This window comes from Paenibacillus phoenicis, assembly GCF_034718895.1.
Lineage (GTDB): Bacteria > Bacillota > Bacilli > Paenibacillales > Paenibacillaceae > Fontibacillus > Fontibacillus phoenicis.
Genome location: NZ_JAYERP010000001.1, coordinates 4,219,565 through 4,233,267 on the forward strand (window position 1 = coordinate 4,219,565; position 13,703 = coordinate 4,233,267).

8 protein-coding genes are annotated in these 13,703 nt (G+C 53.9%); 4 read left to right on the plus strand and 4 right to left on the minus strand.

Features of this window, described 5'->3' with window-relative positions; translation table 11 throughout:
• Nucleotides 1-130: 130 nt before the first annotated feature.
• The 3 genes from U9M73_RS19845 to U9M73_RS19855 are packed head-to-tail and all read right to left on the minus strand — an operon-like array spanning nt 131 to nt 4,282.
• Nucleotides 131-1,372, minus strand: a complete 1,242-nt coding sequence (locus U9M73_RS19845; RefSeq protein WP_323078739.1) for a response regulator — start codon at nt 1,370-1,372, stop codon at nt 131-133.
• Complete coding sequence (locus U9M73_RS19850) at nt 1,369-3,294, minus strand: cache domain-containing sensor histidine kinase (protein WP_260071611.1); 1,926 nt, start codon at nt 3,292-3,294, stop codon at nt 1,369-1,371. The genes U9M73_RS19845 and U9M73_RS19850 overlap by 4 nt, the downstream gene beginning before the upstream one ends.
• Nucleotides 3,284-4,282, minus strand: coding sequence for a substrate-binding domain-containing protein (locus tag U9M73_RS19855; RefSeq protein WP_009223870.1), 999 nt, complete (start codon nt 4,280-4,282; stop codon nt 3,284-3,286). The genes U9M73_RS19850 and U9M73_RS19855 overlap by 11 nt, the downstream gene beginning before the upstream one ends.
• 218 nt (nt 4,283-4,500) lie before the next feature.
• On the opposite strand from U9M73_RS19855, the gene U9M73_RS19860 reads away from it, so the two are divergent.
• Together U9M73_RS19860 and U9M73_RS19865 are read left to right on the plus strand one after the other, a co-directional pair.
• Complete coding sequence (locus U9M73_RS19860) at nt 4,501-7,050, plus strand: beta-mannosidase (protein WP_323078742.1); 2,550 nt, start codon at nt 4,501-4,503, stop codon at nt 7,048-7,050.
• Nucleotides 7,051-7,135: 85 nt separating this feature from the next.
• Nucleotides 7,136-9,067, plus strand: coding sequence for an LTA synthase family protein (locus U9M73_RS19865; protein WP_323078744.1), 1,932 nt, complete (start codon nt 7,136-7,138; stop codon nt 9,065-9,067).
• A gap of 69 nt (nt 9,068-9,136) precedes the next feature.
• Here U9M73_RS19865 and U9M73_RS19870 read toward each other — a convergent pair whose 3' ends face one another.
• Entirely contained in the window at nt 9,137-9,556 is a 420-nt protein-coding gene (locus U9M73_RS19870) for a hypothetical protein (RefSeq protein ID WP_260071608.1), read from the minus strand.
• 215 nt (nt 9,557-9,771) lie between these two features.
• Here U9M73_RS19870 and U9M73_RS19875 point away from each other — a divergent pair, with 215 nt between their 5' ends.
• Together U9M73_RS19875 and U9M73_RS19880 are read left to right on the plus strand one after the other, a co-directional pair.
• Nucleotides 9,772-10,431 (plus strand): MOSC domain-containing protein, encoded by a 660-nt coding sequence (locus U9M73_RS19875; protein WP_323078747.1) that lies wholly within the window; start codon nt 9,772-9,774, stop codon nt 10,429-10,431.
• 171 nt (nt 10,432-10,602) lie between these two features.
• Nucleotides 10,603-13,692, plus strand: coding sequence for a copper amine oxidase N-terminal domain-containing protein (locus U9M73_RS19880; protein WP_323078748.1), 3,090 nt, complete (start codon nt 10,603-10,605; stop codon nt 13,690-13,692).
• The last annotated feature ends 11 nt before the right edge of the window (nt 13,693-13,703 follow it).

Genomic DNA, 13,703 nt, shown 5'->3' on the forward strand with positions numbered 1-13,703 from the left:
ATGCGTTTACAGTTCGGAGTATAGCAAGCGAAGGGGGAGGTCGTATTTACAGTGGTTTGACTCTTTTTATAAAAATCGAACCTTTATGGAGGGGCATGACTCCAAAATAGGAGGCTGAGAGGGGGGAGATTTACTCCCCCTGAGCATCTTCATGTTCAAATGCGCCTTTGCGGTATTGCAGTGGGGAAAGGCCGGTCGCGCGCTTGAACGCCGTGCTGAAATAGTGTTGAGTTTCGTAGCCGACTTGCTCGGCGATTTCGGCTATTGTCAGCTCGGTGGCGATTAATAGGCGGCTCGCCCGACGGATGCGGAGCTGCGTCAAATAGCTGTTAAACGTGGTGCCCAGCTCCTGCTTGATCATGCGGCTTAAATAAGCCGGAGAAGTTTGCAAGGCATGCGCCATCGCTTCCAGCGTCAGCCTGCTGTCACCGAAATGCTCTAGCATATATTGCTTGGCCCGGCGAACCAGCGGGGAAATGGCGTTTTCCTTGTTTACGGCGGACTTCGCTTTCCGGTATACGGAAGGAAGCTCCAAGACGTCCCCAGCGCCCTCAGCCAAGTAAACCTCGGCAGCGATTTTTAAGTGGGTCCGCACCAAGGTTTCAATGCGGTGAAAATCGGCTTCAGCTTCCACTCCCCACAGCAGGACAACGATCAGGCCGAAGGGATCACGGAAGATCGTCTTGGGGTAGGGGGCGAGCACTTCGGCGGCGATATTCTCTACCGCAAATCCATACAGCTGCCGTTCGTCCTCTTTGAACAAAGCGGGGGAGGCGGCGGGTTCAGGCAATCGGATGACGCCCAGCCAATCCGGACAGGCGTCCGGCAGCTGCAAGAACCGCAGCTGCTCGGAGATTTCAGCGGCTGTCATGCCCCCGTCCAGCCATTGCTGGCAAAATCGCTCCCTCAGGAGCGGATAACTGCGGGAAAGCTGCCGCGAGGCCTGCTGCCATTGCTGCTGTTTGGATGCTTCTTCCTCCAGCTCTCCGCGCACCTGTCGCAGGACTTTCTCCAACTGCACGGGATTGGCGGGCTTCAGGATGTAATCCTTGACCTGAAGGCGGATCGCCTTTTGCGCGTACGCAAACTCGTCATGGCCCGTGATGATGACGATTTTACAATCCGGCAGCCGCTCACGTACCTGCTTCATTAATTCGATCCCGTCCATGATCGGCATGTTGAGATCAACCAGCATGATGTGAACGTCGTGCTGGATCGCCTTCTCTAGAGCTTCCTCGCCATCCTCCGCTTCGGCCACTACCGTAAGGCGTAAGCTCTCCCAGTCCACGCTATCACGTATTCCTTCGCGAATAATGCATTCATCATCGGCGATGAGCACCCTCCAACGAGTTTCTGAGTAGGTTCCGCTCATGATTCAATCCTCTCCCAACGGGTTTGTTCATCCCGAATGATCGGGTGGGTGACGGTTACTACGGTTCCTCGGCCTTCCTCACTTTGGATCGTCAGGCCATATTTCGGACCAAAGGTTAATGCGATCCGAGCTTGCACATTCAGCATCCCATATCCCTGTCCGCCTTCGCCTGCATTGGATGCCCCTGCCGGTTCGGAGCCCTTTTCCCGGCCATCCGCGGTGCCTGCGGACTGCAGTTCTTTTTGCAGCCGGGCCAGCTTATCCGGCGGAATGCCTTTCCCATCATCCCGGATGTTGATCACCAACATGCCGGCATCCTCGGCGGCTTCGATGACCACGCGGCCCGGCCCCCGGCGTTCCTTGATTCCATGGTAGATGGCATTTTCCACAATCGGCTGAAGGATCAGCTTCAACACATAGACACCGCGAATTTCCGGAGCGATGTGCAGCGAGTAATCGAGTTTGCTTTGATAACGGACGTGTTGAATATGCAAGTAACTGCGAACATGCTCGATTTCATCGTTCAGGGGGATGATGTCATTCCCCTTGCTAAGGCCGATTCGGAACAGCTTCGACAAGGACTCCGCCATTTCCGCGATATCCTCCGAGCCGTTGCGGCGGGCCATCCAATGAATCGTATCCAGGGTATTGTACAAAAAATGCGGCTTGATATGCGCCTGCAGGCTTCTTAGCTCCGCCTCCCGCTTCTGACGCTCCTGCAGTTCAGTCAGGGAGAGCAGTCGGTGGATCTGCTGCAGCATGGCGTTGAAACGGCGGCCAAGCAGGCCGATTTCATCGGTTCGGTCGCTCCAGTGGCGAATGGTCAGATCGCCGGACTGGGCTTTTTGCATAAAGGACGCCAGCTGCCCGATTGGCCTGGAAATCGTGTGAGCCAGATAGAAAGAGGCCGTCATCCCCAGCAAACAGACGATAAAAACAAAGCTAACCACGTAAAAACGAATTTCCTGCATTTCCGTAGCGGACTCCGCCATGGAAAAGACGCCGACCGTCGTCCAGTTTGTAAACGGCGAATGTCGGTAGATGAACTGTAAATCGCGGCCGCCCACCCGTTCTGCGTAGGTTCCTGAGCCGTCCTGACCGAGCCGCTCCAGCGGAACGCGGTTGATATAGGGGGCTGGCGGGGCATAGATCAGTTCCCCGTTGCCGTCCACCACCGTTAGATAGCCCGTTTTCCCCAAACGAACGTCCTGAGCGGTCTCGGCAATGACCCGCAGTTTGAGGTCGATTAAGACGACGCCTTTGACCTGCTGGGTTTCGGGGTCGAGAATCGCCCTTACGGCAGAGACGACTTCACTGTCCTTGTAGTTGACATGCGTAGTGACGTTGCGATCTCGCGGATGACCGATGATCTTAAAGATTCCTTTATTGCGGACCGCTTCTTGGTACCACTCTTCCCGGGTCAGGTTTTCTGCGGTGCGGGCATACATTTCGTTGCTGATATATTCGCCGCGGCTGTTGACGATTAGAATGCCCGCGACTTCCGAATACAAGGTGGTGAAGCCCTGCAGGAACTTGCGAATTTCGTAGTGATCGGTATCTACCGGTGTTGTTGTTCGTGGAGGTGTTTTGACTGACGGTGCCGATAGAACGAGTTCCGCCTCGTTGTTGTTCTCGAGAAACTGCAGCACGTCCGGGTTAAAGGAGATGAGGAACGTCATGTTTTGCAAATTCTCCACATACGTCTCCAACGACCGGTTCACTTTGCCAATTAACTGCAGCGTGTTGTTCGTAATCTGGCGTTCGATAATGCGGTCGACCGTCCAATTCGTCAGCACGCCCAGCCCGATCGAAGGAAGGATGCTGATCAACATAAAGTGGACGATTAATTTGTAGCGGATGGGCAAGTTATTCAGCGAAAAACGACGGATTTCCCAGGACCGCTTTCCATATCTATTTCGCATAGTAATCATTCACATTCTGCCGTGTGACGACGGTGATGCCGGTATCCAAACGCTGGGGAACGCGAGGGCCGGGGGGCGAAGATCCATCGGAATCGTGCTTCAACGAAAAGAGCAGCTGCAGCGACCAATATCCCATGTTCCAGGTGCCCTGGGCCATCGTGGCGGCGATATCTCCGCTTTTGACCAAGTCCAAGGTGCCCTTATCGGTGTCGAAGCTGATGATCTTCGGACTGGAGGAGGTCGGGCCAAAGGCCTTTACGGCCTCCGCAACGCCGATACCGCCGTTGGCTTCGGTGGTGAAAATGCCTGCGATTTCGGGGAAGTCGTGCAGGATTTCCTCCGCCGCTTGCCGCGAGTACAGCTCATCGCCTTTGCCGTTTTTGGTGGCGACAATGTGCATGTTGGGGAATTCCTGGGTAATGGTATCGGAAAAACCTTCGGTGCGTTCTTGATGATTTTGTTGATCCGGCACGGTGACGACGGCGACCTCCCCGCGTTCGCCGGTGAGCTCGGCCATTTTCCGCGCGGCCTCAACGCCGGCGGAATAGTTGTCGGTGCCAAGGAAGGAAAAAGCGCGGCTGCCGGGGGCGTCGGAATCGAACAAGACGACCGGAATGCCGGCGTCGACCGCTTTGTTAATCGTGGCGGTGAGTTCGGTTGGATGAATCGCGGAGATCGCGATGCCGGCCGGTTTTTTAGCAATGGCTTGCTCCAACACCGTGATTTGCTCATGAATATCGCGCTGGGTGGAGCCGCGGTATTCTACGGAGACGTTTAGCGCCTGGGCGGCGTCTTCGAAGCCTTTCAGCCCGCTTTTCCAATAGTCGATTCCCATTTGAAACGTCACCATCACGTATTTCTCATCGATGGAACCTCGGAGGCCCCCGGAATTCCATTCGTCGTTCAAACGAATCTGGGAGCGGTAATCGAGCACGTATAGCGCAAAGCAAGCGAAGAGCAGCAAGTACACCATCCAAATCTTCTTCATATGAAACCCCTTTCATAAGAAGAGTTGCCAAGTGATTCACTTTCGACAACATCATACTATCGAAATTGATAATTAGTAATTTTACAATTATAGCTCACCTTTAATCCCAAAGAAAGATCATATAAAAATTTGATCTGCAAAATCACTAACAAATATATAACAAATCATAACGGAATTAGTATATAATGAACGGTAACTTACAACTTGATGGAGGACATATGAACAAACATAGTTATCGAATCCAGCATTGGAGCTTCAAAGCGAGTGATGAGACAGAGTGGAAGCCGGCCCGCGTGCCGGGCACCGTGCATACGGATCTGCACCGCAACGGGTTGATCCCTGACCCGTTCTATGGAACTAACGAGCATGACCTGCAGTGGATTGATCGAAAAGATTGGGAATACGAAGCCTCCTTCGAATTGGATGAGGCTTGGTCCGCTTTGCCGCGGTTGGAGCTTGTCTTCGACGGCTTGGATACGTATGCCGATGTCACGGTGAACGGGACGCACGTCTTGTCGGCCGACAATATGTTCCGCGTTTGGCGAATCGATGTGAAGCCGCTGCTGCGCGAAGGCGACAATACGGTTGCCGTACGCTTCCGCTCTCCCATCGCGGAGGATTTGCCTAAGCTCGAGAAGCTGGGGTATGGCCTGCCGGCGGCGAACGACCAATCGGAGCTGGGCGGGTTAGGCGACCGCCGGGTCAGCGTGTTTGCCCGCAAAGCGCCGTATCATTACGGCTGGGATTGGGGGCCGCGCTTTGTGACCAGCGGGATTTGGCGCGAGGTGCGTCTTGAGGGCTGGAGCGGCCCGGTTATTCGCGACCTGTTTATTCGCCAAGACCGGGTCAACGTCTCGGTTGCGGTGCTTACCGCCTTGGCGGAAATTGAAACCGCTGAGCGCTGGGAAGGTCAGCTGCAGCTCACTGACGGCGAGTTGACCTGGGAACGTCCTGTGGTATTAGAGCCGGGAACGAATGTAGTAGAGGTGCCGGCGGTCATTGCGGAGCCGAAGCTGTGGTGGTGCCGGGGGCTGGGCGAACCGGCGATGTATAACTTCCATGCCAAGCTTGTGACGGACGGCGGGCAGGAAGCGGTCGCCGAAGCGTCTGTTCGAACCGGGCTGCGCGACATCCGGCTGGTTCGTGAGAAGGACGATGCAGGGGCTTGCTTCCGCTTCGAGTTAAACGGCGTGCCGGTTTTCGCCAAAGGGGCGAACCATATCCCGAACGACAGCTTTTTGACTGAAGTGACGGAGGAGCGTTATCGCCATGAAATCGCCACGGCAGCCGAAAGCGGCATGAATATGCTTCGCGTCTGGGGCGGCGGCCTTTATGAGCAGGATATTTTCTACGAGCTGTGCGATGAATACGGAATCATGGTCTGGCAGGACTTCATGTTTGCGTGCAGTATGTACCCGGGGGATTCGGAGTTTCTGGACAGCGTTACGCGGGAAGCGGAGGACAACCTCAAGCGGTTGCGGAATCATCCCTGTATCGCATTGTGGTGCGGAAACAATGAAATCGATTCGGCTTGGGCCCACTATGTCGAGGATGGGGGCTGGGGGTGGAAAAAGGATTACACCGCAGAGCAGCGTGAACAGATTTGGGCGGATTACGAGGCGATCTTCCATCGAATTCTTCCTCAGGCCGTGGAACGTCATGGCGGCGGCGTCGCCTACTTGCCGTCTTCGCCGATCCGTAAATTGACGGGGGACGCCGATCAACATGCACTTCAAGTCACCGGTGAAGGGGACGTCCATTACTGGGGGGTCTGGCATGCGGTTGAGCCGTTTGATAACTATAACCTCCGGGTAGGCCGTTTTATGAGCGAATACGGCTTTCAATCCTTTCCGGAGCTGAAATCGGTGCTGACTTACGCGCCGGAGAGCGAGCTGGCGCTGGAGTCCGAGATCATGCTGGCCCATCAGAAGAATGGCCGAGGGAACCAGTTGATCAAGGAGTACATGGACCTTTATCTGCCGGAGCCGAAGGATTTCCCTTCGTTCCTGTACATGAGTCAGGTGCTGCAGGCCGAGGCGATCCGTACGGCAATTGAAGCACATCGCCGCAACAAGCCTTACTGCATGGGGACGCTATACTGGCAGATGAACGATTGCTGGCCGGTGGCGTCCTGGGCGGGGATGGACTATTACGGACGTTGGAAGGCGCTGCAGTATGCGGTACGCCGCAGCTTCCGCGAGGTCATGCTGGCGATTTACGAGCCGGAGAATGGCCCGATCTCGGTTAGCGTGGTGTCTGATCTGCAGAAGCCGGTTACGGGCCGCTTGCGGTTGTCGCTGTATGACTTCCAGGGGGCCTTGTTGAAAGAACAGGCGTTGGAGGTTCACGCCGCTGCAGATGCGGTTGTTGAAGCTGCGGTGTTCAGTCGGGCGGAATGGTTGGAAGGCCATGATCCGCGCCAGGTCGTGCTGCATGCGGTCCTGGAGATCGAGGGGCAGGCCGTGGACAGCAAGCCTTTTTACTTCGCTTCGGCTAGAGAACTTTCGTTGCCGCAGGCGAACATTACGCTTCAAGAAGAGGCAGGCAGCGGCGGAAGCCGTTATACCCTGGTCAGCGATGTCTTGGCGCGCCAGGTATGGATTTCGGCGGAAGAAGAAGGGATTTTCTCCGATAATTACTTCGATCTAATTCCTGGCATTCCGGTAACGGTGGAGTTCCGGCGGCGGGGCGGCACAGGCAGCGCAGAGCCCTTTGTCGCGGTCCATCCCGGCAAGCTGACCGTCCGCTCCATGGCTGATTTCGTCTAAATTCGACTCTGGATTTTACCGTGTTATAATAAACAAATAGAAATTGCGTGCTATGTAAAAACACGGTAAATTCCGGAGAAAAGAGATGGAGATCATACGTAACTCAAGTAACTCAAGTCGAATTCATTTCGTCGTAACGTTCGTGCTAATTGGCATGAAGCTGTTGTTGCTGCGATATTTTTTCTATGGGAGCCTTGGGGTTCAGGGATTGCCCGGTGAATGGCTATCGGTGCTGGCGCTGATGTGTTTGGTTGAGCTGTTGACGCCGGCTAAGGTCAAATGGGGAGTGTACCTCGGATTGAACTTGATTATCTCCGTGACCCTGTTTGCGGCGACGGTATATAACGCCTACTTTGGCACGGTACCAACGTATGCGGTGCTGAGCGGGCTCAACCAGGTTCCTGAGGTCAAAGCCAGCGTTGCTTCGCTGCTAAGGCCTGAACAATTTCTATATTTCATCGATCTGCCAGTGCTGATTGCGGTTCGCATCTTTCGTACGGCTCGCAGGCGCCGGGCTTCCCGGGGATTCTATCTGGCGGGGAGCCTCAGCTTCCGTAACGACCGGCCGCGCGGCTCGTTGGCGTGGAAGGTGGGGGTGGCTTTCGTCCTGATCGTCAGCCTCATGCTGTCCGGCCTTTATATCCGCTGGGGAAAAGACATCGACAACGAGCTGGTGCGCGCCGAAAGCGTAGGTTTCTTTAACTTCCAGGTCGATGCGGCGATCCGCAAACAGGAGGAAGAGCGGATGATCGCGGAAGGTAATCTGCAGGAGACGGCGGCCAAAGTCCGGCAGCTTGAGAGCAGCTATCCTTACAAAATGGATGTTACAGGGGTACCGGCTTATTTTGGCGCAGCCCGAGGGATGAACTTGATCATCGTGCAGATGGAGTCGTTCCAGAACTTCCCGTTGAACCTGAAAATTAACGGTCAAGAAATTACGCCCGTACTTAACGGTTTAGCGAAGGAAGGCTTCTATTTCCCGCACGTGTTCCAGCAGATCGGCCCCGGCAATACGTCCGATGCCGAGTTTATGTCCAATACGTCGATCTATCCGACAGCTGCGGAGGCGATGTCGACCGGCTATGGTGATCGGGAGCTTCCCAGTCTGCCGCGCCTGCTGCAAAAATACGGGTACACGGCGAATACGTTCCACATCAATAAGGTGACATTTTGGGATCGGAACAAAATGTACCCGGCGCTGAACTTCGATAAATATTACGATAAGCCGTATTATACAAACGATCATTTTAACGATTTTGGCGCGTCCGATGAGGAAATGTACCGGGTTGGCGTCGAAAAGCTGGCCGAGCTAAAGGCGCAAGGCAATCCGTTTTACGCCCAATTCGTCACCACCTCAAGCCATAATCCGTTTGTCGTGCCGAAGGATCGCCGCCAAATCGAACTGCCGGCCGATCTAGAAGGCACGATGCTCGGGAATTATATCGAGGCGGTCAACTACACGGATTATGCGATCGGCAAGCTGATTGACGGGTTGAAGCAAACGGGTCTGTGGGACCATACGATGCTGGTGTTCTATGGGGATCACTTTGGCCTTCAGGAGAAGGACGTTCCCGCTAAGCAAATCAGTGAGAAGCTGGGGATCGCTTACGACGAGCGGATCAGCCGGTTCAACATCCCGCTGATCATTCACATCCCTGGCCAAGAACAAGGTCAAGTCGTCGAGCGCACCGGAGGCCAGGTCGATATTTTGCCGACCGTAGCCAATCTTCTCGGAATCTCGCTGGAGAATGAGGGATTTACCGTCTTCGGGCACGACTTGTTGAATTTGGACCGTAATGTGGTGGGGATGCGGTATTATCTGCCGACAGGCTCGTTCTTTAACGATGAAGTCATGTTCGTGCCGGGCGCTGGCTTTGACGACGGCACCGCGGTTTCACTGGACACACTGCAGCCTGTCACCGATATTGCGCCGTACCGCAGCGACTACGATTACATTTTGCAGCTGATGAAGCTCTCCGATGAATATGTCAAGCTCCTCCCGAAACGGGGAAAATAAACGCAACAAGGCCCTGCTGGATACCGCAAGCAATAAGCGGTGCCATAGCAGGGCCTTCGTTTTAATAAATTAGCCGAGAATTGTATACCTCGTTTTCGCGCTCTCGGCAACCAGCTCCGGCAGCTCTTGCAGCTGAAGCTCATAAACTTCACGGGTGATGCTGCCTTCGTCTAACCGTTTCTGCAGCTGTTCCTGCAGTTGGGCAATTTGCAGCTGGACAACCTGGTTCGCATCTTGGCCGTGGGATTCGGCAATATCCGCCAGCGACTGGCCTTCAAGCAAAGCGTCGTAAACCTCCCGGTCGGAGGAAGCGCCAAGCACCCGGTTCAGCTCGTCCTCCGGACGCTCCGCCTTATTGCTGAGGCTGGATTGCTTGGAGGGGTGAGCCGCATAGGTCAGGCTGGTTACAAAACTGGACATGCTGGGGTTTATCGTAATGACAAGGGCCATCGTGCCAAGAATAACGACTTTTTTAAGCTTAAATTTCATAGATTTAATTCCTCTCTTTGGTGCAAGGGATAGTATTCATCGTAATAAATGATTGTCGTGAGATCATTGATGCCTATTAGTAATACGGTTCAGGTGCCCGGCAAGTTTCAATCGTCCGGCAGCTCCCTTGGAATATAAGGTGGTGCTGGATGAAGTTGTCCCTTATAATGGAATTTATTTCACGCTGAATTTCGGAACAGAGGGGGCTGAGAGGAATGGGCGATCATATGACGGTTCGTTCGCTCAACGTGGGAAAGCCGATCGAGGTGGAGCATCAAGGCAAAACAATACGAACAGGCATATTCAAAATGCCGGTGACGGAAGCGAGGTATTTATCGTCGGTGAATTTTGCCGGTGATGAGCAAGCGGACCTTAAATTTCACGGGGGACCGGACAAGGCGGTCTGCGTTTATCCGTACGAGCGCTATGCTTATTGGGAGGAGAAGTTCGGGATCACCTTGGAACTTGGGGCATTTGGGGAAAATATCACGACCGAAGGGATGCTCGAAGACGAGATCTGCATCGGTGACCGGTTTCGTATGGGCGGCACGATGGTTCAGGTCAGCCAACCACGGCAGCCTTGCTTCAAGCTGGGCGTTAAGCATGGTTTGCCCGAGCTGCCGCAGGCGATCCAGCAAACCGGATACACCGGATATTATTTCCGGGTGCTCCAGGAAGGAGAGGTTCGGCCCTGGGATCAACTGGAGCTTGTCGAGAGGCACCCCGCAGGAGTCACGCTGGCGTTTGCCAACCGCGTAATGCACGTCGACAAAGAGGATGCCGAAGGGATCCGGCGTATTTTAGCCGTGGAGGAGTTGTCAGCCAGCTGGCGTGAACAGTTGACGGCCCGGTTGAATCGATTGGCCGGCAAATAGCGTCTTCCATTAAATCCGCTGCCCGTGATGGGAAGCGGATTTTTTTGTTCGGGGATAGGCATCCGGGAGTGAAATTTTTTTACAAGCGGCAAACATAGAAACTTTTGCTTGGCATAACACGTCAAATGGGAAGAGTTACTTTTTCTTTAGCTGTTCATTAGCATGGGGAGGATGAGATTTTTGAAAAAAATTTGGGCTTCGCTCTTAGCCGCATTGTTAATCATACCAATCTTTCAACAGACGACGGCGCAAGCGGCTACGCCAATCAGCATCTACATTGATGGCAACCGGCTGACTACAGACCAGGCCCCGGTCATCATTAGCGGACGGGTGATGTTGCCGCTCCGGGCGATTTTTGAAGCGCTGGATGCCAAGGTGAATTACAACCAGACGCTGAAAACCGTTACCGCCTACAAAGACGGCACGACCATCACGCTGAAGCTGATGTCGCGTTCGGCAACCATCAACAATGAGACGGTCTTGCTCGACGTGCCGGCGCAAAGCATCAAAGGCAGAACGATGGTGCCCGTTCGCTTCGTCAGTGAGGCGTTAGGGCAGCAAGTGGGGTGGAGCAACTCCGCCAAAATCGTTACCATCAACTCCGGCTTCGGCTCGGGCGGATCGGGTGGCTCGGATAGCGGGAGTGATCCTAGTCCGGTGGCCTACGTCACTGCCCGTGATGTGGGAAATTACGGGGATGGACGGGATTTGCAGATCAGCTTCTCGAAATCCTCGAACGAATCGCGCGTTGAACAGTATCGCGTGATGATCGTGAAAGCATCAAATGCTTCCAGCTTTAATCTGGCAGCAGCCCAAAAAGTCGGATCGGCCAATTACACGTCGTTGTCTCCGTCGGGATCCGATCTGTCCTTAACGCTGTCGGCCAGCGCACGGGACGTTGACGGGGCTGCCATTCGTGAGGATCAATCTTACGTTGCTTATGTATTGGTGATTGGCAAAGGCAACAGCGCCAATACGTTGTCGAATCCATCACCGGCCTTTACGTTGACCAATACCGTTTCCGTAGCGGCTCCATCGAACGTTAAGGTCAGCGACGTGAGCGATTACGGCGATGGCCGCGACCTGAGCGTCACCTTTACAAGAGCGCAAAATGAAAGCAACATCGCTAACTATCGCGTGTTCGTCGTTAAGACGAAGGACGCTAGCAGCTTTACACTGAGCACGGCGAACAACTTGCCGAGCTCCTACTCTACGCTCGTGTCCAAATCAGGGAGCGGTTCGACATTAACCGGCCAGCTGGCCTCTTCCGCTCGGGATACGTCCGGAGAACTGATCAAGAATGGCGTGTCCTACACGGTGTTTGTGTTATCGGTGAGCAATAATACGGGATATTCGAACAAATTGTCGTCCGGCTCCTCCGCGATCACGCTCGCGCAAGGCTCGATTATCGCACCGGTCATCACGAAGGTGGAAGACTGGAACGATTATGGCGACGGCCGTGACCTGCGGGTGAGCTTCAACCGGATCTCAGATGAAACGCGGATTAGCTCGTACCGGATCTTCGTTGTGAAAGCCAGCGACTATGCCAACTTCAGCCTGGCAAAAGCGAACCTGGTATCCAGCGCAAACTATACGCAGGTTAATAAGACTGGTTCGAATATTACGTCATATGCCTTGTCCTCCAATGCGCAGGATGTAGATGGGGCAACGATTCGCAACGGTGTCAGCTATCGGGTATTCGTTATGGCCGTGGGCACCGGAGCTTACGCAGGGACCAATACGCTGTCGTCCGCTTCGGCTGCGATTACGTTAACGAATGGCAGCGCGGTGGATATGGTATCGAACGTTACTGTCGAAGATGTGAGCGATTATGGGGACGGCCGTGACCTGCGGGTGACCTTTACCCGTGCTGCGAATGAAACGTATATTAGCAACTATCGGATCCTGGTGGTCAAAACCTCGGATGCGAATAACTTTACATTAGCCAAGGCCAACAATGTCGGCAGCGCAAACTATACGACGGTGAGTAAGAGCGGCTATACGCTCTCCACGGTTCTGAAATCGGGGGCGAGAGATGTTGACGGAGCGACGATCCGTAACGGCGTCAGCTATCGGGTGTTTGTCCTGTCGGTAGCCAGCAGCGGATATAACCTGAGCAACGCCTTGTCTTCTTACTCCTCGCCGATTACATTGTCGAACAATATGGTTAGCGCGGTTTCGAACTTGAGTGCGGCGGACGTCAGCGATTATGGGGACGGCCGTGATCTGCGGGTAACCTTTACCCGTGCTGTGAATGAAACGTATATTAGCTATTACAAGGTGTTTGTGGTGAAAGCGTCGAAGACCGGAAGCTTTAATCTGAACGCAGCCAATTCGTCGAACTACTATACGACCGTCAACAAAAACGGGGCTACCTTAAGCGTAAACCTTAACGGCGCGAAGGACACCGATGGAGAAGCGATTCGCAACGGAGTCCCTTACCGGGTGTACGTCCTGTCGGTTGCCGCAAGCGGCGGCGGATCGAACGTCCTGTCGGGATATTCCAACGAGGTTACGCTGGTGAACAGCACAGCGCTTCAGCCATTAAGCGTTTCGGCTGATGTCACAGGTAGCGGTTATTCCTACAGCGATATCGTGGTAAGCTTCAACAAACAGCCGAATGAAAGCAACGTTGAGGAATACCGCATTATGGTTGTTCCGGCAGCGAATGTGAGCAGCTTTAATCTGGAATATGCCAATACGGTGACTCTGGAAGATAACTATACGGCTGTGAAACCGAACGGACGGAACATTCAGGTTTCTTTAGGCAAGCCGAATACAGCATATGGCGTACCGTTGGATGCCAACACGACCTATCAAGTATTTGTGCTGACGGTAGCAAAATCCGGTTCAGGTATGACGAATCTGTTGTCCGGTCCTTCCGGTCAAGTGAAGCTAAAGGTTGATCCAAGCACCGTACCTGTATCTGCTGCAACGGATGTGAGCGCTGTGGTGAATGGCTCCGGCATTGAGGTGGTTTTCAGCAAACCAAGCAATGATCAAAGCATCAGCAGATATCTTGTCATTGCAGTCCCAACCTCGGGGGCTTCAGGTATCGTAGCATCCGAAAGTTACCAAGGGGCAGCTATTTCGAAGTCAGGACCTTATTCGGCTGTTTTGGATAAAGATTATCAAGGTAATCTGCTGGATTTGGAGAACAACACCTACAACGTTTACGTCATTACCGTTCCGGATATGAGCAGTTCCACCAACTATGCCATTACCGGACCCATTTCAGTAACAACGCCAGCCACACCATAAGCTATTTGTAA

Excerpts from the sequence above, each read along its gene's own strand:
- U9M73_RS19845 (WP_323078739.1), bottom strand. The coding sequence starts at position 1,372 with ATGAGCGGAACCTACTCAGAAACTCGTTGGAGGGTGCTCATCGCCGAT.
- U9M73_RS19850 (WP_260071611.1), bottom strand. The coding sequence starts at position 3,294 with ATGCGAAATAGATATGGAAAGCGGTCCTGGGAAATCCGTCGTTTTTCG.
- U9M73_RS19865 (WP_323078744.1), top strand. The coding sequence starts at position 7,136 with ATGGAGATCATACGTAACTCAAGTAACTCAAGTCGAATTCATTTCGTC.
- U9M73_RS19870 (WP_260071608.1), bottom strand. The coding sequence starts at position 9,556 with ATGAAATTTAAGCTTAAAAAAGTCGTTATTCTTGGCACGATGGCCCTT.
- U9M73_RS19860 (WP_323078742.1), top strand. The coding sequence starts at position 4,501 with ATGAACAAACATAGTTATCGAATCCAGCATTGGAGCTTCAAAGCGAGT.
- U9M73_RS19855 (WP_009223870.1), bottom strand. The coding sequence starts at position 4,282 with ATGAAGAAGATTTGGATGGTGTACTTGCTGCTCTTCGCTTGCTTTGCG.
- U9M73_RS19880 (WP_323078748.1), top strand. The coding sequence starts at position 10,603 with ATGAGATTTTTGAAAAAAATTTGGGCTTCGCTCTTAGCCGCATTGTTA.
- U9M73_RS19875 (WP_323078747.1), top strand. The coding sequence starts at position 9,772 with ATGGGCGATCATATGACGGTTCGTTCGCTCAACGTGGGAAAGCCGATC.